This is a genomic window from Aeromicrobium changchenzhani (assembly GCF_057586615.1).
On the sequence record NZ_CM172480.1, the window covers coordinates 1,141,720 to 1,161,989 of the forward strand.

Sequence of the window (20,270 nt, forward strand, 5' to 3'; positions counted from 1 at the left end):
ATGTCGAAGTACATCGATGGCCGGTGAGCCATCCGAATAGTGCAGGCCAGGTGACTGCCGGCAGTGGAGAATCAGATTCATGACTATCAACGTGTCGACCATGCTCAGGTCCGCAAGAACGCACGTCCTTGGGAATGTTCTTGGTTCCGGCTAGTCGATTAGTCTCAGCGGGACTGCTGCACAATCTGGTGACATGCTGACCTGCCTATGGTTTGACCACCGATTTGGCTGGCAAGTTGAATGTTTGTCCACGGCAGGTTCTCCATGCTTGTTTAAGCGCAAATCACGAGTGCGTTGGTTTTTTCGCTGGTCAGAAGTATTCTGCTGTAACTCAATATTTTTGGGGTGGCATTTGCGACCGTAACCATCAACTTCACGCTTAGAGAGCTTTCAGCGGACCTGGCAGGCGCAGTTATGCAGCCTGTCCCCGCTACCATTTAATACTGCAATTGCAGTGTTGTGTGAAGGCCTTCCAGACTTGATCTGGGAGGCCTTCGGCGTTCTCTCCGAATTCAGCACCCTCAACCGGTTTCGCTCGCCGGGTTTGTCGTGCGATGGCAGCTGTCGCCCTGCCGCCGCAGCGGAGTCACGGTTACGCTGGCCAAGTCATTGGGTGGCGTCGAACCTGATCGCCCGATAGCCTTCCATCCGCGGGGAGGGATATCGCTGCTCCGTGATTCACCCAAATAGGTTACGCCAGTTGTTTGACGGCAGTCGATAATTGGATTCATAACTATCAACGGTCCGACCATTTTCAGGTACGCAAGAATGCTCGTTTTTAGGAATGCTCCTTCTTCTGGGTCGTCGCATTAATCTCACGACGGGGCCGTCTGAAGCGAGACATGTTGCTTCTGTAAGTCTGGAGTTTTCACAATCGGCGACATCCCAATGAGAAACATTGTGTAATTCCAATGTGAAGAGATCGGCACGAGGCCAGACTGCGGTGTTACAGGATCGTGCAGCAGCCAGGTGTACTAACCCAAACGGAGCGCCGTTGACATGAGCGCCACAATCGGTGCACTGATTTTTGTCACGTTGTTGGCAGGGATCGCGGGGGGTGTGACGGGGTTTGGGTTCAATGTGCTTGCGGCACCCTTCTACTTGCTGTGGCTTCCTCCCGAACAGGCCATCCCCTACGGCGTAATTGTCGGCGTGGCCGCGTATCTAACGCTGGTCAGTCATAGATCCATATGGGAAGCAGCGGATCGAAGCGTTGCGGTTCTAGGAATATTGTCGGCAATTCTTGGTATTCCCGCCGGATTGTGGTTGCTTTATACCTGCCCGGTCTCTGCCTTGCGAATCGCGGTGGGACTGATTGTCATTGGTTTTGCCGGGTTCATCTGGCTAGTGCATTCGTGGGAGCCGGCGAACAGATGGGACTGCCCCCGATTTGGTCGCCCGTTGAGTTTGTCCTTGGCCAGAAGCATTCTGATGGGACTCAATATCTTGGGGTGGCTTTGCGACCGCAACCATCAGCTTCGCGCTTCGAGAGCTTTCAGCGGACCTGGCAGGCGCAGTTATGCAGCCTGTCCCGCTACCAAAGAAAGGGCCCCTGACCAGCAAAAATGCCGGGTGGAGGCCTTTTGTGTGTCTTGGCTGAGGGCCACTTGTCGTCGCTTCGTTGGCCGATTGGCTCGGGGCGCAAGACTGCATTGGAGAGAAGCCCTCGACTCACTACCAAATCTGGAAACCAAACCGTGGGTCAGGTCAAACTGACAACCAAAGTCTGGGCAGTCCCTCCCTTGAGTCTGGCGTGAAAGGGAATCACGGATGGCGCTCTATATGAGACTGCTGATGGTGATGGTCGCCAGCGGGGCACCCTTAATGTGCGGCGGTGGATTCCTCGTGCGTTTGAGGCTCTGTGCCGAATCGCGGTAGTAGACGGTTGAGCCAGGCTGGCAGGTACCAGGCCCTCCGACCTGCGATCGACATCGCGGCAGGCACCAACACCATCCGTACGACGGTGGCGTCGATCGCGATGGCGATGGCCAGGCCGAAACCGAATAGGTTGACGACCCGTTGGTCGTTGAGCAGGAAGCTGGCGAAGACCACGACCATTACCGCGGCCGCCGCAGTGATGACCCGTGCGGTTGCGGCGACCCCGTCGGCGACCGAGCGTCCGGGGTCGCCGGTGCGCAGATACTCTTCGCGGACTCTGCTGAGGAGAAAGACCTCGTAGTCCATGGATAGGCCGAACAGGACCGCGAACAGCATCATTGGTGCGAATGACTCGATCGGGCCCGGTTGCGCGCCGAACAGGTTGGCGAACCAACCCCATTGGAAGACTGCGACTACTGCCCCGTAGGCGGCACCAACGGAGAGTAGGTTCATCACCGCTGCCTTGATCGGCACGAAAATCGACCGGAACTCTACTAGTAGTAGCAAGAAGCTCAGTCCGACCACGAAGGCCATGAACCATAGGATTCTCGCGGCTAGCTGATCTGCTAGGTCGATCGCGGTGGCGGTCGCTCCACCGACGTGAATGGCGGTGTCGGCTTGCTTGGGGACTACCTCGTCACGGATGCGGTGCACCAAGTCCTCGGTCTTTTTGTCATCGGGGGAGGCGCCAGGGACCACGGTGAATACTGCAGTTTTTCCTGATTGGTTGAACCGTGGCGGGGGCACCTGTGTCACGCCTTCGGTCGAGGCCAGCTCTCCGCGGAGTCTGGTCGCTGCTGCGGCGTTGGCCGAGGGTGTGCTGTCGTATTTCGCGATTACCAGCAGTGGTGCGCTCCAGCCGGCGCCGAAGGAATCGGCGACGAGGTCGTAGGCCTTGCGTTCGGTGCTTGCTGTGGGAGCCGACCCGTTGTCAGCGGTACCCAGTTGCAGATCGAGCAAGGGGGTTGCCAGGGTGAGGAGCAGTGCAGTCGCGGCGACAAAGTACGGCCAGGGGCGGCGCTGAACGTGCCGGGTCCATCGGTGCCAACCGTTAGGCCTGTCGGGGTCGCGGTTGGGCCGGGTGCGGTGGATAGTGAACCGGTCGAGGTTGCTGCCAAATACCGCTAGTAGCGCTGGCAGCAGGGTGATGGCGGCCAGCAGCGTGGTTGCGACGGTGATGGCGCTGGCTAGCCCGAGCGTGGCGACGAACGGGATGCCGATTAGGTAGAGCGAGAGGAGTGCGACGATCACCGTGCTGCCCGCCACGAGCACCGACCTGCCGGCAGTCGACAGTGCGAGTGGGATCGACTCCTGCGGGGTGTGACCATCGGCTAGGCCTTCGCGGTGCCGGGTGACGACCAATAGGGAGTAGTCGATGCCCACACCGAGGCCGATCATCGCAGCCACGACCGGGCCTGAAGTGCCGATAGTTATCCACCCGGCCAGGAGTCGGATCGCCCCCAATCCTAGGGCGAGCGCCATCACTGCAGTGATCAGCGGGACCGTCATTGCGAACACGGACCCGAACGCGAGTAGCAGTACGAGTACCGCTGCGGCGAGGCCGATCAGCTCGCTGCCTGAAGGACCTGACTCGGTGTTCAGTGCCGCACCGCCGTACTCGACCTCGACGCCGAGGTCACGGACCGAGGCGAAGGCCGACTGGACGGCGTCGATCTGCGCGGTCTCTAGGTCTGCGGCGCGCTCGACGAACCGGACGGTGGCCAGGGCGGTGGTGCCATCTTTGGAGACCATCTCTTGGGCCGGGTTGTAGGGAGATTGGACCGATGCCACTCCGTCCATCCCACGTACCTTAGCCAGCGCGCCCTCCACTTGGTCGCGTACCGACCGATCGGTGACCCCGTCTCGATCGTGGAGCACCACCTGCATTCCGTCGCCGGACATCTCGGGGAAATTCGTGGTTAGCGACTTGTAGGCGGCTTGGGAGTCAGTGTTCTCTACCGAAAGATTGTTGCTGAAGGATCCGCCAACGCTTTGGCCGAGGACGCCGACTCCGACGACCAACAGCAACCAAGCCAGGATCACAAACCCTCGATATCGGACTGAGAACGAGGCAAAGCTGCGTAACATGACTACTCCTGCGCGAGTCGTAATTTTGCGTGGCTAGTGAGTTACAGAGCCAAAGTAAGACATAAGTGTCTCAGATAATTCGAGGATACTCAATCCTGAACAAATCGCAACCGGTAACGTCGGAGCCATGAACGACTCGCCCGAAGCCATCAGAGTTGATGCCGTCCGCAACCGGGAAACGATTCTCGACGCGGCCGTCGAGGTGCTGGCCGACACCCCCTCAGCCTCGCTAGCTGAAATTGCGAAGCGCGCGGGTCTCGGTCGGGCCACCCTGTACCGTCACTTCGAGAACCGGGATGCCTTGGTGGTGGCGATTCGGACGGAGGCGCTGGCACGCGCAGCAGTGGCGCTCGACGCTGCTGCCGTTGATGAGGGTTCGGCTCGCGAGGCTGTCCAACGGGTGGTCCTTTCCCTACTGCCGCTGGGAATGCGGTTCAGGGTCATTCTCGACGAAGCCGCCCACGGGGACTCGGACTTCATGGCGGCGCGAGAGCGAGTGCTCCAGCCGTTGCTGGGGTTGATGATCCGGGCGATCGGCAACGACGAACTGGATGCTCAGGTTGATCCAGTGTGGATCGCCACGGTACTGCCCGCATTGCTGATGGCAGCAGTCCGGCTCGCCGCGGCTGGCACCCTGGACATCGAGCGCGCAGCGGACCTAGTCTGCCGCACCCTGTTCGACGGGCTCGGTAGCGCGAAACCGTCCGCGCCGGCCTCCACCAGCGAGGGCTGAACTGAACGCTCCGTCCGCTCTTTTTGTTAAATGAGACAATTATGTCTACTATTTCCGATCATGAGACGACGACTTATCGCGGCTGGTGCCGCACTGCTGATCACCGCAGCCGCCCTGACGCAGATCCTGCTTCCTTCAATGGCAGAGGGTCGGGTGCGTGGCGAATTACAGACACTCGGCGAGGTGACCAGCGTCCAGATCTCCTCCACGCCCGCAGTAAAGTTGCTCTTCGGCGCGGTGGACAACGTGAGGGTCAAGATGGACGGCGCCAACTTCGATGCTGGTATAGACCCCGCGATCGCCGAAAAGGCCAAATCGGTGCACGCGATGGAGCTGAGTATCGACGAACTGCATGCCGGCCGGATCAGTGCCGCGGGGGTGTCCATGAACAAGGACGGCGACCAGCTCGATATCTCCGGAAACCTCAACATCAAGGACCTTGAGTCACTCCTGCCAGGCGCAAAAGTGGAGGTGGAGAATGGCATGATCGTCATCGAGCTCTCCGCCGCCGGGCTGCCGGTGCCCGGGCCGATCCAGTTGGAGATCACCGTCGATTCCGGCCGGGTGGTGGCTCGACCGAGGGGAATGATGGCGGCCATGTTGCCTCCCCAATCGCTTCTGGACCGACCGGAGTTCGCGGTGAAAGGCCTCCAAGCACAGCTCCACGGCGGGCGGCTGGCGGTGTCAGCGAACGCGGTCCTCACCGATTCTTGAAGCACCCTCACCTCGTATCACTAGTCTGGTTGCTGGGCGCCATATCAAAATAAACTAGACATTAATGTCTCGTTTATTTATTGTTGCTGCATGACATCCTCCCAAGACGCTCAGCTGGCACCGAATCTTCATCAGTTAGGCGGTCATGCCGTGGACGTGGATGTTCTCGTAGTCGGCGCAGGTCCGACGGGTCTTACCGCCGCCGCGGAGGCACTGCGTCACGGCTTGAGCGTCAGAATCGTGGAAAAGAACTCGACACGCAACGATTTCTCCAAAGCGCTTGTTGTCCACGCCCGCACGATGGAAGTATTCGCCCTCATGGGAATCGACCGAGAAGTGCGGGCACTGGGTGCACCGTTCGCTGCTCTCAACCTTCATTTCAACAATCGTCAGCGGCGCGTGCGCGTGGATCTTCTTGACCAACCCTGGGGAGATACTGAGTACCCGTATTGGCTCTCGGTGCCCCAGTGCGACACCGAACGAGCGCTGGAGAGCCACCTGCGCCGACTCGGAGGCAAGATCGAGTGGTCCCACCCTCTGCACACCCTGAAAGACCACGGCGACTTCGTCGAAGCAACGCTCGGGAGTGACAGCACCATGGAGACGATTCGGGCCCGCTGGGTAATCGGCTGTGACGGCGGCCGAAGTACAGTCCGGGACCAGACTGACATCGAACTGAAGCGAACTGGAGCAGGGGCCACCTTCCTGCTGGCGGATGTGAAAACCGCTAGCGGGCTGGTCGAGAATGAAGGACATCTCTACCTTGCGCCCGAAGGCCTACTTATCCTCGTACCGATGCCCGAATCACGCCGGTGGCGAGTGATCGCCCACGTGGTCTCAAGCCTTGCTAAAGACACCAACGTTGATGCGGCATATCTGGACAAGCTCATTCGAGATCGCGCCGGAATCACCTTTGATGCACACGATGTGACCTGGACTTCGCAGTTCGACCTCAGCCACGGCGTGGCGACCAGTTTCTCGTCGGGACGGATCTTCGTCGCCGGTGACGCCGCCCATATTCACAGCCCAGTAGGCGGACAAGGTCTAAATACCGGTGTCCAAGATGCCCACAACCTCATCTGGAGGCTCGCTGAATCCCGGCATGCAACACCCGAGGGCGCCCAGAAGTTGATCGGAGAATATGAATCGGAACGCCGCGGCACGGCAGGGCCGATGGTGCACGGCGTGGCCCGTATGACATCGATCATGACTTCGCCCCGGGGCTCGGCCCGTCACCTGCGCAGTTACCTCGCACCACGGGTACTCTCCCGCCCCTCGGTGCAGGCGAAACTGGGGCGAGGCGTGGGGATGCTCAACTTGTCTTACTCGCCGCGATTTAGCCCACGCAGCCGCACACAATGGGTTGCGGGGCATCGTTTACCAAATCCTAAGGTCAAAACTGGTGGGAGGCTGTATGACAAGATGCGCGCCACCGGGTATTGCTGGGTGGTCCGTGATCAAGGCGAGCAAAAACTAACCACACCGGAACCAAACGCATCCTGCTGGATGGGTCTACCCGTGGTAACCCTGACGGAAACCGACCCAATCGAACGCGCCCGACAGAGAACGCAGAATCGTATTGTTCTGGTTCGGCCCGACCGCTACATTGCGGCAGTCGGACCGGACCCAGAATCATTGACCCACGCGCTACCGCAGCCGCGCGCGACAGACTTGGAAACGGATCGTTCAAAGGACTCAAATACAAGCGAGGTTGCAAACGGCACTACGAGCGACTCTGTTGAGGTGTCCTGATGGACTGGGTATTCAACGGTCTTCCCGTTCACGTACTGCTCGTCCACTTCATCGTTGTCGTCATTCCGGTAGCCTCGCTGGCTCTGATTTTCTCGACGTTCCGGCCCGCAGCGCGGCGCCGATTGGGTCTGCTCACCCCTGGCCTCGCGCTGGCAGGTCTGATTGCCGTGCCATTGACGGTCTCTGCCGGCCGCTGGCTATACGCACGGGTTGAACACACCCCCGCCGCCCAGGCACATGAAGAGATCGGCACTTCGATCCTGCCTTGGGCCATCATGCTTTTCACGGTTGCTGCGCTCCAGTGGGGCTGGTACCGATTTGCTGACAAGCGGTATGCCGGATCCGAGGTTGGCATAAGAGCTCGGATCCGTTTGGGAGTGGTGACAGTGCTTATGGCGGCGGTGCTCGTAAGCGCCATCGGATCCGTCGCCACGGTTGTCAAAATCGGAGACAGCGGGGCTAGCGCGGTCTGGCAAGGAAACTTCGACAACTGAACGGTTGCAAAAATGCGAAGATTTCGCGCGCACCGAGAATCTGAACAGCGCGGCCAGAACATACCGATGAACGTCTTCGGGCCGTGACAAAGTGGTGACCTTGGCTGGAGGTCAACGAGGGGTGACTTTGATGGCGGGCCACTCGAGTTCGCACGCGGTTGGGCAGATCGTTGAACGAACAGTCCTCGATCAACAGATGGCCATTTACCATTCAGGACTGCTGCTGAGCGGGCCGGGATTATGGATGGTGTGTGTGCCGTGACCTAGCACTAAATCCCAGTGAACGCCGCCGAGTTGGCAGCGGGTCGGTCGCATCCGGATGAGTCCTGTCTAGCCAAGTTTTTGATGCAAGGAGCCGCCGCTGAATCCGGAAAGATGACGCTAGCCGTCGAACACGCGTCCGCAAATGAGATCGACCCGAACAGACGAACCTATCCGCGTTCCTGGTGATGGCTGAAACGGTGACGCCGGGGCGGCTGAACGACTCGGTGACAGTTCATTCCAAAACGGGCCGGACCCCGTTGCCTAAATTTTTCAGACTCAAATCGGTGTGTCTGTGGACAACCAAATTCATGTGGCTATGCCAACCCAAGTCGCACTGATCTATCCCGGGTTTCTTGGATATCAATGTTGACGCAAGAATCACTTCGAGAGAGGCTCTCTTGGCTTGGTGGTGTGGAAATCTAAGAACGCGCCGCTTTTGTCCCCGATCGGAAGTAGTCTGTTTTGAGTCAAGATCGTGGGGTGGCATTTGCCACCGCAACCATCAACTTCACGCTTAGAGAGCTTTCAGTGGACATGGCAGGCGCGGTTTTTGAGCCTGTCCCCGCTACCAAAGAAAAGATCCCTGACCAGCAGAGATGTGGGTTGGGGGCCTTTGTCATGTCCAGACGGGTGCGGGTGGTTGAGGTTTCGTTGGCTGAATCGTTTGAGGGCGGTGACGGGTACCTCACGAAGACGACGTTGAGATTTCGACCTCGACCGTTCGAGCCTCAATGCAAGACCTCCTCCACGAGGTGCAGGCCGCATATAGCGAGCGCTCTCCCGGTGAGTACTCGGCTCCTGCCCGCGTGCTGCCCGGCGAGCGAGTGTTGCCACGTTTAGGCATCGTGCCGCCTGGCGATGACAGCCGCGATGACTCCGCTGACGATGAACGTCAAAATGCCGAGGCCGAGTCCGTAACCGATGACATTGCCTTTGGAGGCATCGGTCGCCGTCTCGATGACTATATAGATTACGGCCGCGATCAGCGCGCCGAGCAGTGCAGTCCGGAATTGTTCATTCATTTCTTTCGTAGTTCCTCCGATAGGCATCGAGCATTTGTCGTCAGACTAGACCCGAACCAATGTCCAGGGCCGGCTGCTGATCGTTGCTAGGGGGATCGATCAGCATCGCGGGGTCGCGAACCTCGCGTGGCGTGCCGGGTCTGCCCAGACTTTGCTTGACACCTTGATCTGACCTACGGTTTGGTTTCCAGAATTGGTGATCAGTCGAAGGCCTTACTGAAAGGCTTCGACAATGCCACGTCCTTATCCTCCCGAGGTCCGTGCTCGTGCCATCGCGTTGGTTCGTGCGGGCAAACAGGTCAAGCAGACCGCCTACGAATTGCGCATCAGCGCCGACTGCCTGCATCAATGGTTGAAACAGGATCGCATTGACCGCGGCGAGCTTACTGGCAAGACCACGGCCGAGCGCGCGGAGCTTCGTGCCGCGCGCAAAAAGATCCGCGAGCTTGAGACCGAGCCCGGGATACCGGTCGACAACTGCTGCCGCGTCCTTGGGGTGGCTCGTCAGGGTTACTACCGGTACAGACGTTGTCCGACATTGGCGACCCAGTTGCGTCGGCAGCGCATCACCGTGCTGGTCGGGAAGATCCACGTTGCTTCACGGGGAAGATACGGCTACTGACGCATCCACGCCGAACTGACAATGGCAATGGATATCAAGTGCAGTTCACGACTGATCTCAGTGCTGATGACCTAGTGAACCGCAAGTTCCGCCGCGTGCACCCCAACGACCTATGGGTTACCGACATTCCCCCGAGCACTCGGTGCAGGGAGGGACCCCCACGGAACATCCAACGAGGGAAGGCAAGGTCTTCTGCGCCGCAGTGCCGGATGCTTTCAGCCGACGAATCATCGGCTGGTCGATCGACTCCCGGCAGGACTCCACGCTGGTCGTCAATGCACTCGACATGGCCATTCGCAACCGGCGTCCCGAACCCGGTGGGATCGTCCATGCCGATCACGGAGTTCAATTCACTTCCTGGGCCTTCGGGGAGAAGACCCGTTCCGCCGGCCTGATGCCATCGTTCGGCAGCGTCGGCGACGGACTCGACAACGCGATGATGGAATCCTTTTGGTCTTCGATGCAGATCGAGCTTCTCAACCGCAAGAAGTGAAAGACTCGCCTGGAACTCGCGAACGCGTTCTTCGACTACATCGAGATCTTCCACAACCGCCAGCGCCGACACCTCTCGCTCGGCTATCGCACCCCAATCGAATACGAACTGCTCTCCGAGAAGAACCCCATCCCAGCCTGAAACTCACCACCGAAAGTTGAAACCAAGCAAATCGGGGGCATGCCCGGATTGAGTGACCTTTGGCCCTGTTGAGGGCGGGTGCCGTGTTTCTAGGCTCGGTCCCAGCCGGTGATGGAGCCCAGCCTGATGCGAAGCGGCCGGCAGAGGGGAAGACAACATGCACAACATCGACCTTCCGACCCGGGACGAACTGACCAGAATTGCGGGCATCCGCGAACCCGGAAGCGTCACGATGTATGTTCCGACGTCGGTCGAACTCAACGAGTCGGACAAGGCGCGAATCGAGGTCGAAAGTCGGTTGCATGAGGCGGTCGCCCAGCTTGAGTTCGCGAGCACGGACGCCGCTATCATCGACTCGATAACGAACGCGGTCGACGAGTTGCTGACCGACGGCGACTTCTGGCGTCGTCAGTCCAACAGCCTCGCGATCTTCGTGAATCGTTCGACGCTCTCGACTTTTCGGGTCGGCAACAAGCTCATCGGCCTTACTGGCGTCTCCGCATTCGTGCTTGCGCTTTCGCAGAACTCCGTGCGCCTCATCGACGTTTCCCCCGCGCTGCGTGCGAGCGAGGTCCCGGTGCTCGACGCGGTGCACGCGAAAGAACTCGCCGCCCAGGTCGCTCGGTTCGAGGAGGCTTCCTCGCCCGACCTGACCGACAGCACACTCAGCGGCGTCGTCTTCGCCGTGACGTCGAAGGATCGACACCCTCTTCGTCGACGAGTTGAGCGGCGTCATCACCCGGAGCAAGACGGAAGATGCCTTCGACTACGACATGGTCGACGAGATCGTGCGACGCGCCCTGTTGTCGGATGCGTGGGTGATCGCCGTGCGCGCCGGTGAGGTGCCGGAGCCCAGCCGGGTCGCCGCGATCCCGCGTTTTGCGATGCACATCTAACCCAACGGAGGTTCGCCATGTACGTTTTCGACGATCGAATCGATGCTGGCCGACAACTGGCCGCCCGGCTCGACGCGCTCAAGAGTTCCGACATCGTCGTGCTCGGGCTGCCTCGAGGCGGTGTTCCCGTCGCCGCCGAGGTCGCGAGGGTCCTCGACGCCCCGCTCGACGTGATCGTCGTGCGAAAACTCGGGGTGCCGTTCCAGCCAGAAGTGGCGATGGGCGCGATCGGTGAGGGTGGTGTGCGCGTCCTCGATGACAGGGTGCTCGCGATGACGCACGTGTCGGAGGCAGAGCAGCGCGAAGTGGAGGACCGCGAACGGGTGACCCTCGAGGCCCGAAGCGTGCGGTTTCGTCGCGGCAGGCCGCGGATCGACCTCACCGGCCGCGTCGCCGTCATCGTTGACGACGGAATCGCTACGGGTTCGACGGCTCGGGCGGCATGTCAGGTCGCCCGCCGACTGGGTGCAGCGCGGGTGGTACTCGCGGTGCCGGTCGCACCCCGCGACACCGTCGAACAGTTCGCCGACGCCGATGAGGTGATCTGCGTCGCGACTCCGTCGAACTTCCTCGCAGTCGGCTACCACTACCGGGATTTCTCGCCGACGAGTGAGGAGGAGGTGATCGTGCTTCTGGATGCGGCGGCGAGGCGCGTACAGCTGGGCCACGCGGCAACGGAAGCCGACAGCGACAGGGACGTCACGATCCCGGCCGACGGCATCCGCATGGAGGGGCACTTGCACGTGCCGGAACCGGCCGCCGCGGTCGTCGTCTTCGCGCACGGGAGCGGCAGCAGCCGGCACAGCCCCCGCAATCGCTTCGTCGCCGACGTGCTCTACGAGGCCGGACTCGGCACTCTCCTGCTCGACCTCCTCACGCCCGAGGAGGAGGTGGACCGGTCGAACGTCTTCAACATTGACCTCCTCGCTCGCCGACTCGTCGCTGCGACCGGCTGGCTTGCCGCAGAGCCGGAAACTGCGGCGTGCCGGGTCGGGTACTTCGGGGCAAGCACCGGTGCCGGCGCGGCGCTTCGTGCGGCGGGGGAACTCACGGAACGGATCTCGGCGGTCGTGTCGCGTGGGGGCCGTCCCGAACTTGCGGGACCGGCGATCGCAATAGTCACCGCGCCGACACTTCTCATCGTCGGTGGTGCTGACACGATCGTACTCGAACTCAACCGGCGGGCGATGGAGGCCTTGCATTGTGAGAACCGTCTCGAGATCGTCGAGGGCGCGACACACCTGTTCGAGGAGCCGGGTGCCCTCGTTGAAGTGGCCACTCTCGCTCGAGACTGGTTCGTCGACCACTTGCTGGAGCACACGAATCCACCAGTGGACGGAACACAGAAATGAGCAACCCGAGGCCCGTGGTCGTGGGTCATGACGTCATCGCCGACATACTGGATCTCGCCCGGCCGCTGGGCGGCCCGAGTGATCTCGGTCCGCTCATCAATCGTGTGGGCCAATCGCGCTTTGTCTGCATCGGCGAGGCGTCACACGGTACGCACGAGTTCTACAAGTGGCGGGCAATACTCAGTCGTCGGCTCATCGAGGAGCACGGTTTCACCTGGATCGGGGTGGAGGGCGACTGGCCGGATTGCTGGCGCATCAACCAGTGGCTGAGAGGGCGCGGCGACCAGAGCCTTGACTCGCGGGGGCTCCTCGCGCACTTCGAGCGCTGGCCGACCTGGATGTGGGCCAACGAGGAGGTCGCCGACTTCCTCACCTGGCTGCGCGAATGGAACGCCAGCCAGCCCGAGTCTAGGCGCGTCGGCTTCTACGGCCTCGACGTGTATTCGCTGTGGGATTCGCTCAACGAGATCATCGGCTGGCTCGACCGGCACGCTCCGGATGCCGTCGAGAGCGCCATGCAGGCGTGGCAATGTTTCACGCCGTACCAGGAGGACCCGCACCGCTACGCTTGGAGCACGCGCCTCGTGCCGCAATCCTGCGAGGCAGACGTCGTTGCACTCCTCGTCGAGGTGCGCGCGCAAGTGGCGGCCCGCTCGGGAAATGAAGAGGACTTCAACGCGGAGCAGAATGCCGAAGTTGCCGCGGGTGCGGAGCGTTACTACCGCATCATGGTGCGCGGAGACCGGGAGTCCTGGAACATCCGTGACATCCACATGGCGGACACGATCGATCGTATCGCGCAACACTTGGGTCCGGACTCGAAGGGGCTCGTCTGGGAGCACAACACGCACGTCGGCGACGCGCGCGCGACGGACATGGCGGACGACGGCCTCGTCAATGTTGGGCAGCTCATGCGTGAACGTCACGCGGACGAAGGAGTCTCGCTCGTGGGGTTCGCCTCCCACCGTGGCACCGTGCTTGCCGGAACGGAATGGGGTGCGGCGGAACGGGTGCTCCCGGTGCCGGATGCCCGGATCGGCACTCACGAGGACTTCCTGCACCGTGCGCTCGGCGAGTCCGCCGTGGTCGATTTTGGCGACGATCGTGCCCGGCCGTGGCTCTCCGTTCGGTTGGGGCACCGTGCGATCGGCGTCGTCTACCACCCGGAACGAGAGCACGCGAACTATGTGCCGACGACGATGGGGGGACGCTACGATGCCCTGCTCTGGTTCGAGGAGACAACGGCCCTGCACCCGCTGCGTCACGAGCCGATACCGGAGGAACCCGAATTCGAGACCGAGCCGACAGGCTTCTGATCGTGATTCCCAAGCCACGCGCTCGTCACGGACCTCGGCCAAGACGTGCAAGCTCGCGATAAACCCCGTGATTCGCGGTTATGTTGCTGCGCATCGGCGGGAAGACTGGTCACGGGAGCAAATCGCCGGAGTCTTGGCCAAACGGCATCCGGCAGGGAACAGTGGGCTGCTGTGGTGATTTCGGACAGCGGATTGATGAATTTTCCTATGCTGCCACAGCTGGCTGAAGGTAACCGTAATGCACGTCGTTCGGACGCTTGTACTCGAACGCTGAATGACGGCGGCGGGAGTTGTAGAACCCCTTGATATAGTTGATGGCGTCACTTTTTGGTCGGGCTTTCGGGCTTCTTTTCGATGTCGTCAAGGTCAGAAGCTCGGCGCAGAGTGCTTGGACCTGCCGTTGGATCGCTGCGGGGTTGAGCGGTTTGTTCTCAGACTTCAGAGCAGCCTTGACGGCGATGGCCACAGTGTCCTTGTCGGCTAGGACTCGTCGGAACGGTGTGGCCAGCTTGTCGACCACCGACGCAGGGTTCTCGGTCCGCACGATCGTGATCAGCGTTGTGGTTTTCTTGGGTATTCCGCTGGTTGCTGGCTACCTCTCGCGCACGTTCGGGGAACGGCTCAAGGGCCGCGATTGGTATGAGCAACAATTTCTGCCGCGCATTTCGCCGATTGCCCTGTATGGGTTGTTGTTCACCATCGTGATGCTGTTCGCGCTGCAAGGCGACACGATCAGTCGCCAACCGTGGGACGTGGCCCGTATCGCCATCCCGCTATTGGCCTATTTCGTGCTCATGTTCACGATTGCCTGGCTGGTGGCAGCCCGTCTAGGACTCGGCTACGCGAAGACCGCAACGGTCGCGTTCACCGCCGCGGGCAACAACTTTGAACTCGCCATCGCGGTCACCATCGCAACGTTCGGCGTCACCTCGGGTCAGGCGCTTGCCGGCGTCGTCGGGCCACTCATTGAAGTGCCAGTCCTTGTTGCGTTGGTCTATGTGGCGCTGTGGCTGAAAAACCACACTCAGCTAGACCGTGCGGTCCGCTTACGTCATACCGAATGAGGCCTATAGCCCTCGTTCGTTATGACGCAAGGGAGGCTGTTGTACCCAGGGGAGGCCCCAAAGTCCTGACAGCGTGACGTCCTGCTCAGGGATTCACGCCGCACTGCACAGGCCGGATTAATTCCACTGCTAACGTTTTGCACATCGCCCACACAATGGAAGGCCGATGACGTGTCTGATCCCGTGCAAACCAGGGGCACTAAACGCTCAGAGCTTAATATTTCCAAAGGCTGGATCCAGGGTATAGCCTTGGTCATGTTCTTCGGTTTTTTTGTTATGGGCATGTTGGCCCTCCGGACGTATACGGACGGGATGGAGCTTCCCGATAAGGTCACTAGCAGCAGCGGCGAGGTGGTTTACACCAAGGCTGATGTGACTGCGGGTCAGCGGACCTTTCTGCGTCGCGGCTTGCAGCAATACGGCTCGGTGTTGGGCCATGGTGGTTACCTTGGTCCTGATTACACCGCCGAGTACCTCCGTCGATCGGCTGAGCACATCCGGGGTGAACTGACCGACGCGGGACAGCAGGAGCCGGCTGAGGCGACCAAGCTGATGTTGCGTAAGAACCTCTACAACGACGAGACCGGTGAGCTCCAGTTCACTGACGAGCAGATCTCGGCATTCAACGACGCGAAGCAGTACTATGGCGACTATTTTGGCGTTGACAGCACCGAGCACGGGCTGATTCCGAAGATGATTACCGATCCGCAGGAGATCCACGAGTTGACTGCGTTCTTCTCGTGGACGGCTTGGGCTAGCGCTGCGGAGCGGCCGGGCCATAGTTACTCGTACACCAATAACTGGCCGTCCGAACCGCGCGTGGGGAATGGCCCGACGGCCGACATCGTGGTCTGGTCGGGTCTATCTCTGACGGCTCTATTGGTTGGGCTTGGCGCGCTGTTCGCGCTCTATGGTCGGTGGAGCAGCAAGATTGGCTGGCATTCATCTGAGCGGCCGTCCTTGGCGTTCCTCCAGCCGGGCGAGGTGGAGATCACTCCCTCGCAGAAGGTCACCGCCTGGTTCTTTTTCGTGGTGGCGGCCTTGTTCCTGGCTCAATCGCTGCTGGGTGGTGCGATCGAGCACTATCGGGCTGATCTGAGCACCTTCTTTGGCATCGATCTGGCGCGGGTGTTGCCGTTCAACTTGGCGCGCACCTGGCATGTGCAGCTGTCCTTGCTGTGGACCGCGACCGCATTCTTGGCGGCCGCTATCTTCCTGACGCCGATCATCTCGGGCCGTGAGCCGAAACGGCAGCACTGGCTCGCTTGGGGACTCCTCGGAGCTTTGGTCATCGTGGTCGTCGGTTCGATGGCCGGTGAAGCAATCAGCATCTTCGGCGTCGGCTGGGCGAAGGGGTCGATCTTCTTCGACCAGCAGTGGGAATACCTCGATCTGCCCCGGTTCTGGCAAGCGCTACTGGTGGTCGGGCTCTTCCTCTGGATCGCCATCATCTATCGCGGTATCCGCTCGCGCCTTAAGACCGAACACAAACTCAACATGCCGTGGCTTTTCTTGTATGCCGGTCTCGCGATCCCCGCCTTCTATGCGGTGGGCATGCTCGCCTCGACCGGCAGCAGTATTACCGTTGCCGAATTTTGGCGCTTCTGGGTTGTGCACCTGTGGGTCGAGGATTTCCTTGAGCTCTTCACTACGGTGATGGTGGCCTACATCTTCGTGATGTTGGGTGTGGTCCGGCGCCAGTTGGCGATCCAGATCATTTTCTTGGACGTGATCCTCTACTCCGCCGGTGGTGTGATCGGCACGATGCACCATCTCTACTTCTCCGGCACGCCGGTGGAGCACATGGCGTTGGGCGCGTTCTTCTCAGCGCTGGAAGTGATTCCGCTGACCTTCTTGACGGTCGAGGCGTGGACCTTCCTTCAGCTCGGCGCACGACAACAGATGCGCAGCACTGCACCGTTCCCGCACCGTTGGGCAGTGATGTTCTTGGTGGCTGTCGGCTTCTGGAACTTCGTCGGCGCCGGCGTGTTCGGTTTCCTGGTGAACCTGCCGATCGTGTCCTATTACCAAATCGGCACAGCGCTCACCGCAAACCACGCCCACGGCGCGATGATGGGTGTCTACGGCATGCTCGCGGTCGGGCTGACGCTCTTCGCGCTGCGTTACATTATTCCGCCGAAGAGATGGTCGGACAAGCTCGCGAAGATCTCCTTCTGGTCGCTCAACATCGGTCTGGCTTGGATGGTCTTCGTGACCCTCCTACCGCTGGGTGTGCTGCAGCTGTGGCACTCGGTCAACGACGGCTACTTCGAAGCCCGGACCATCGGTTACATCACCGATCCGGGCAATGCTGTCCTGGAGTGGATGCGGATGCCCGGTGACTTGATCTTGATCGTGGGCGGTGTGCTCCCCTTCCTGTGGATCACCTGGCTCGGTATCCGCTACGGAATCAAGGCGACGACGACCGAGATGACGCCAGAGACCCTCTACGTCGTGGAGAGCCCCGAAGCAGCAGAGGACCGCACCGGCTATCCCGCCACCGTGAGCGCCCGCACGGCCAACGACTCCAGCGTGGTGCCGCCATCAAGGCAGCGCTACGGTTCCGACCGACCTGATGAGCCGTGAGAGCCATGAACAGCTTCTCCGTGAGTGCCGTCGGGTCAGAGGCCTGGCTGGCCGCTGGCTACTGCATAGCGCTGGTGGGACTGGCTTACGTCATCGACGCGCTCGCGCGGCGTGCGGCGTCGGTCTCCGAGGGCGGTATGTCCGGTGGTTTCACCTACCACCAGGACCACGATGCTTGGCTGTGCCCGGAGGACCAATGGTTGTGGCCGCAGTCCTTCGATCCGGACAACCGCGTCATGCGCTATCGGGCCACACCCTCGATCTGCAACGCCTGCCCGGTCAAGGACACCTGCACGACGTCCAGCTCGGGCCGTGAGGTCACGCGTGCTGTCGATTCCTGGCCGGCTTCGGAGGCAGCTCGTTTCCACCGCGGGATCGCGTGCTCCGTGGTGATCCTCGGCCTGGTGTGGCCGCTCGCTGTGGCACTCAGCGGGCCAGGGCGTGAATCGCTCATCGTCCTGGCCGTGTCGGTGGGCGTCGCGTTACTTATCAGCTTGCCGCTGTGGTCGCACCTGCGCCGCAGCGCGGTCCTCATCCCCGAGGGAATGACCCGCAAATCTCTTGACGAGGCGCTCGCCGAGCGCGACGCGGCTGCGGCCGCGCTCGTGCGGAGGCAATCGAGCTACGGCTCGGACCGCCGTGACCATGGAACGGAGGCTGTGAGTTGATCATCATCATCGGTGTTGTCGTTGCGGTCGTACTGATCGTTGTCGTGCTGTCGCTACGCATTCTAAAAGAGTACGAGCGGGGCGTGGCGTTCCGTTTGGGCCGACTGAGAGAGCTGCTCAAGCCGGGCGTGCGGCTCCTGGTGCCGGGCATGGACAAACTGGTCCGGGTGGACCTGCGCGTAGTCACGCTGACCATCCCTCCGCAAGAGGTGATCACCCGCGACAACGTGCCGGCCCGGGTCAACGCCGTCGTACTCTTCCGTGTGGTCGACCCCGTGCGATCGGTGATGGCGGTGGAGAACCATGCGGTCGCCACGTCCCAAATCGCGCAGACCACGCTACGGTCGGTCGTCGGCCGCGCCGACCTGGACACGCTGCTGGCACACCGGGCAGACCTCAACGAAGACCTCGCCAAGTCGATCGCGATACAGACCGAACCCTGGGGTGTCCAGGTCGAGGTCGTGGAGATCAAGGACGTCGAAATCCCCGAGGTTATGCAGCGAGCCATGGCTCGCGAAGCCGAGGCCGAACGCGAGCGACGTGCCAAGGTGATCAGCGCGCACGGCGAACTCCAAGCCGCCACCGAGCTCCGTGATGCCGCAATGATTCTGAGCGAGTCGCCAGCAAGCCTGCAGCTGCGCTACCTCCAAACTGTGCTCGAACTGGGAGCCGACCAGAACTCGACTGTGGTGTTCCCCTTACCGGTCGACATCATCAGCCCGTTCCTCGACGCGCTACGCGGGCGAAGCGCACCTACGGCCAGTGCAGCGGAAAGGACGAATGATGACCACTGACCACGATCCGGTGCTCGATGAGGGCCGACCGATCCGACTTGTCCCGGTGGCCCCAGGAGTCTGGCGTGTTCTCCTAGGCAGCGCAGTGATGGCGCTTGGGCCACTCTTCGGGTTCCTCATCGGCACCATGCTCGGCACCGAACGAGAGACACTGGGAATGAGCCCGATCTACCTTTTCCTTTTCCTCGGATTCTTCGCCGCTGGCCTCGGACTAGGTGTCGTACTCCTCGGTATACGCCGCATCCTCCGCGACCAGCTACTGAGCCAACCGAACGAGGACGAACAACCGTGACCATGGCCGGTCAACGATTGGCCGGCCGGTTGAATGGTTGTCCTCGGCAGATTCTCTTGACTTGTTCAAGCGCAGACTAAGAATGCGTTGGATTTGTCGTTGGCTAGAAGTATTCTGATGGGAGTCAGTACTTTGGGGTGACGTCTGCCGCCGTGTCACCTCAGGTACGCAAGCATGCACGCCCTTGGGAATGTTCTTGCTTGCGGCTAGTCCCATTAATCTCAAGAGGGCTGTTGCGCGACGCGCGACACGTTGCGACGAGTTGGCGGTGACAGGGGGGTGGTCTGCCATCCATGATTTCCCGCATGGCATCCGCAACCGGGGAGGGAGCGCTGAAGTCCGGCTCGCCAAGACTGGGCTTGATGACGTGATGCCCCTGTGCTTCAAGGACCGCGGCTTTCTTGCCGAATTCCATCGCATAAAACGGGGAGGTGTTGTTTGCGCGCTCGGAGATCTTCATGCAGCGGCCTTGGACTCTCTCATTGAAACAGCCTAGTTCGCCTCGTTTTCAGGGTGGGACAGCTGGAACAGTTTCTGGCGTGCCGGGGCACTTGCTGGACCCTTGGCAGCGCTGCGCCACGCGGCCCGACGGTCGTTCATCGAGGGCATCTTCCACGAGCGGGATAAAGAAGCTGTGGGCATCGGAAGGGTTGGTTGCGACCGGTGCCAATGATTCCCTGCCAGTCTTCCTAGTTGAGTATCACCGTATGACAGAGGGGCGCCGCCCGCGATGCGGACGGCGGCCACTCGTAGTCAAGCCACTGTGCGGGGCCGCTGTGCGATGACGTTCAGCTGAGTTGAACTTCGTTGACCTCGCCGCTGAACATCGTGACCGAGGCGACCGAGAAGTTGGCCAAGTCGGCGCCAGCGGCGGCCATCTCTGGTGATTTGATTGCTGCTTTCATGTCGTCTGCGGAGTCGAACCAGAGCTCGGCGATGAAGTAGCTGTCTGGACCCTCGCCCATTGGACGCGGCTTCGACCAGGTGAATCGTTTCAGGCCGGGCAGGCCCTGGGCGATCGGCACGTGAACGTCGAAGTAGTGGCTGTCGAAAGCTGCTGCGTCGATCGGTTGGCCGTATTGGATCGTGATTCTATGCATG

At 60.9% G+C, this 20,270-nt stretch carries 17 protein-coding genes and 2 pseudogenes; 14 read left to right on the forward strand and 5 right to left on the reverse strand.

The window, feature by feature from the left end:
- Positions 1-999: 999 nt before the first annotated feature.
- Positions 1,000-1,716, forward strand: coding sequence for a sulfite exporter TauE/SafE family protein (locus tag AC2YB9_RS05735; protein ID WP_487267789.1), 717 nt, complete (start codon positions 1,000-1,002; stop codon positions 1,714-1,716).
- Between the two features lie 105 nt (positions 1,717-1,821).
- Here AC2YB9_RS05735 and AC2YB9_RS05740 read toward each other — a convergent pair whose 3' ends face one another.
- Positions 1,822-3,966 (reverse strand): MMPL family transporter, encoded by a 2,145-nt coding sequence (locus tag AC2YB9_RS05740; RefSeq protein WP_487267790.1) that lies wholly within the window; start codon positions 3,964-3,966, stop codon positions 1,822-1,824.
- A 127-nt stretch (positions 3,967-4,093) separates the two neighbouring features.
- On the opposite strand from AC2YB9_RS05740, the gene AC2YB9_RS05745 reads away from it, so the two are divergent.
- The 4 genes from AC2YB9_RS05745 (at position 4,094) to AC2YB9_RS05760 (ending at position 7,659) form a co-directional block, all read left to right on the forward strand.
- On the forward strand, positions 4,094-4,699 hold the full coding sequence (locus tag AC2YB9_RS05745; RefSeq protein WP_487267791.1) for a TetR/AcrR family transcriptional regulator: 606 nt from the start codon (positions 4,094-4,096) through the stop codon (positions 4,697-4,699).
- Positions 4,700-4,759: 60 nt separating this feature from the next.
- A complete protein-coding gene (locus AC2YB9_RS05750; protein WP_487267792.1) occupies positions 4,760-5,413 on the forward strand; it encodes an LmeA family phospholipid-binding protein in 654 nt (217 codons plus the stop codon).
- A gap of 90 nt (positions 5,414-5,503) precedes the next feature.
- A complete protein-coding gene (locus AC2YB9_RS05755; RefSeq protein WP_487267793.1) occupies positions 5,504-7,165 on the forward strand; it encodes an FAD-dependent monooxygenase in 1,662 nt (553 codons plus the stop codon).
- Positions 7,165-7,659, forward strand: a complete 495-nt coding sequence (locus tag AC2YB9_RS05760; protein ID WP_487267794.1) for a hypothetical protein — start codon at positions 7,165-7,167, stop codon at positions 7,657-7,659. Before AC2YB9_RS05755 ends, AC2YB9_RS05760 begins: the two co-directional genes overlap by 1 nt.
- Positions 7,660-8,759: 1,100 nt before the next feature.
- Here the strand turns inward: AC2YB9_RS05760 and AC2YB9_RS05765 are convergent.
- On the reverse strand, positions 8,760-8,945 hold the full coding sequence (locus AC2YB9_RS05765) for a YneF family protein (RefSeq protein ID WP_487267795.1): 186 nt from the start codon (positions 8,943-8,945) through the stop codon (positions 8,760-8,762).
- Positions 8,946-9,177: 232 nt separating this feature from the next.
- Between AC2YB9_RS05765 and AC2YB9_RS05770 the strand changes: the two are divergent.
- The 4 genes and pseudogenes from AC2YB9_RS05770 (at position 9,178) to AC2YB9_RS05785 (ending at position 13,765) form a co-directional block, all read left to right on the forward strand.
- Positions 9,178-10,201 (forward strand): annotated as a pseudogene (locus AC2YB9_RS05770) (IS3 family transposase).
- 157 nt (positions 10,202-10,358) lie between these two features.
- Positions 10,359-11,042, forward strand: coding sequence for a hypothetical protein (locus AC2YB9_RS05775; protein WP_487267796.1), 684 nt, complete (start codon positions 10,359-10,361; stop codon positions 11,040-11,042).
- A gap of 72 nt (positions 11,043-11,114) precedes the next feature.
- Positions 11,115-12,449, forward strand: coding sequence for a phosphoribosyltransferase family protein (locus AC2YB9_RS05780; protein ID WP_487267797.1), 1,335 nt, complete (start codon positions 11,115-11,117; stop codon positions 12,447-12,449).
- Positions 12,446-13,765, forward strand: a complete 1,320-nt coding sequence (locus AC2YB9_RS05785) for an erythromycin esterase family protein (protein ID WP_487267798.1) — start codon at positions 12,446-12,448, stop codon at positions 13,763-13,765. The genes AC2YB9_RS05780 and AC2YB9_RS05785 overlap by 4 nt, the downstream gene beginning before the upstream one ends.
- A gap of 205 nt (positions 13,766-13,970) precedes the next feature.
- Here AC2YB9_RS05785 and AC2YB9_RS05790 read toward each other — a convergent pair.
- Positions 13,971-14,105: pseudogene (locus AC2YB9_RS05790) on the reverse strand (IS3-like element ISAar4 family transposase); the annotation flags it as partial.
- A 169-nt stretch (positions 14,106-14,274) separates the two neighbouring features.
- On the opposite strand from AC2YB9_RS05790, the gene AC2YB9_RS05795 reads away from it, so the two are divergent.
- The 5 genes from AC2YB9_RS05795 (at position 14,275) to AC2YB9_RS05815 (ending at position 19,169) form a co-directional block, all read left to right on the forward strand.
- The gene (locus tag AC2YB9_RS05795; RefSeq protein ID WP_487267799.1) at positions 14,275-14,829 is read left to right on the forward strand and encodes an arsenic resistance protein; all 555 of its coding nucleotides are present in this window, start codon (positions 14,275-14,277) and stop codon (positions 14,827-14,829) included.
- A gap of 255 nt (positions 14,830-15,084) precedes the next feature.
- Positions 15,085-17,415 carry a nitric-oxide reductase large subunit gene (locus AC2YB9_RS05800; RefSeq protein WP_487267800.1) on the forward strand — a complete coding sequence of 777 codons (2,331 nt, stop codon included), beginning with the start codon at positions 15,085-15,087 and terminating at the stop codon, positions 17,413-17,415.
- A gap of 5 nt (positions 17,416-17,420) precedes the next feature.
- Positions 17,421-18,083, forward strand: a complete 663-nt coding sequence (locus AC2YB9_RS05805) for a hypothetical protein (RefSeq protein ID WP_487267801.1) — start codon at positions 17,421-17,423, stop codon at positions 18,081-18,083.
- Positions 18,083-18,877, forward strand: coding sequence for an SPFH domain-containing protein (locus AC2YB9_RS05810; RefSeq protein WP_487268571.1), 795 nt, complete (start codon positions 18,083-18,085; stop codon positions 18,875-18,877). The genes AC2YB9_RS05805 and AC2YB9_RS05810 overlap by 1 nt, the downstream gene beginning before the upstream one ends.
- A complete protein-coding gene (locus AC2YB9_RS05815; protein WP_487267802.1) occupies positions 18,867-19,169 on the forward strand; it encodes a hypothetical protein in 303 nt (100 codons plus the stop codon). The genes AC2YB9_RS05810 and AC2YB9_RS05815 overlap by 11 nt, the downstream gene beginning before the upstream one ends.
- 160 nt (positions 19,170-19,329) lie before the next feature.
- Here AC2YB9_RS05815 and AC2YB9_RS05820 read toward each other — a convergent pair whose 3' ends face one another.
- Both AC2YB9_RS05820 and AC2YB9_RS05825 read right to left on the reverse strand, forming a co-directional pair.
- Complete coding sequence (locus tag AC2YB9_RS05820) at positions 19,330-19,629, reverse strand: hypothetical protein (RefSeq protein ID WP_487267803.1); 300 nt, start codon at positions 19,627-19,629, stop codon at positions 19,330-19,332.
- 328 nt (positions 19,630-19,957) lie between these two features.
- Positions 19,958-20,269, reverse strand: coding sequence for an EthD family reductase (locus AC2YB9_RS05825; protein WP_487267804.1), 312 nt, complete (start codon positions 20,267-20,269; stop codon positions 19,958-19,960).
- Between the last annotated feature and the right edge of the window lies 1 nt (position 20,270).

What these genes read in the sequence shown, in the direction of transcription:
- AC2YB9_RS05755 (WP_487267793.1), top strand. Translation starts at nt 5,504, where the DNA reads ATGACATCCTCCCAAGACGCTCAGCTGGCACCGAATCTTCATCAGTTA.
- AC2YB9_RS05735 (WP_487267789.1), top strand. Translation starts at nt 1,000, where the DNA reads ATGAGCGCCACAATCGGTGCACTGATTTTTGTCACGTTGTTGGCAGGG.
- AC2YB9_RS05825 (WP_487267804.1), bottom strand. Translation starts at nt 20,269, where the DNA reads ATGCATAGAATCACGATCCAATACGGCCAACCGATCGACGCAGCAGCT.
- AC2YB9_RS05815 (WP_487267802.1), top strand. Translation starts at nt 18,867, where the DNA reads ATGACCACTGACCACGATCCGGTGCTCGATGAGGGCCGACCGATCCGA.
- AC2YB9_RS05765 (WP_487267795.1), bottom strand. Translation starts at nt 8,945, where the DNA reads ATGAATGAACAATTCCGGACTGCACTGCTCGGCGCGCTGATCGCGGCC.
- AC2YB9_RS05760 (WP_487267794.1), top strand. Translation starts at nt 7,165, where the DNA reads ATGGACTGGGTATTCAACGGTCTTCCCGTTCACGTACTGCTCGTCCAC.
- AC2YB9_RS05805 (WP_487267801.1), top strand. Translation starts at nt 17,421, where the DNA reads ATGAACAGCTTCTCCGTGAGTGCCGTCGGGTCAGAGGCCTGGCTGGCC.
- AC2YB9_RS05745 (WP_487267791.1), top strand. Translation starts at nt 4,094, where the DNA reads ATGAACGACTCGCCCGAAGCCATCAGAGTTGATGCCGTCCGCAACCGG.
- AC2YB9_RS05750 (WP_487267792.1), top strand. Translation starts at nt 4,760, where the DNA reads ATGAGACGACGACTTATCGCGGCTGGTGCCGCACTGCTGATCACCGCA.
- AC2YB9_RS05820 (WP_487267803.1), bottom strand. Translation starts at nt 19,629, where the DNA reads ATGAAGATCTCCGAGCGCGCAAACAACACCTCCCCGTTTTATGCGATG.
- AC2YB9_RS05775 (WP_487267796.1), top strand. Translation starts at nt 10,359, where the DNA reads ATGCACAACATCGACCTTCCGACCCGGGACGAACTGACCAGAATTGCG.
- AC2YB9_RS05780 (WP_487267797.1), top strand. Translation starts at nt 11,115, where the DNA reads ATGTACGTTTTCGACGATCGAATCGATGCTGGCCGACAACTGGCCGCC.
- AC2YB9_RS05785 (WP_487267798.1), top strand. Translation starts at nt 12,446, where the DNA reads ATGAGCAACCCGAGGCCCGTGGTCGTGGGTCATGACGTCATCGCCGAC.
- AC2YB9_RS05800 (WP_487267800.1), top strand. Translation starts at nt 15,085, where the DNA reads ATGTTCTTCGGTTTTTTTGTTATGGGCATGTTGGCCCTCCGGACGTAT.
- AC2YB9_RS05740 (WP_487267790.1), bottom strand. Translation starts at nt 3,966, where the DNA reads ATGTTACGCAGCTTTGCCTCGTTCTCAGTCCGATATCGAGGGTTTGTG.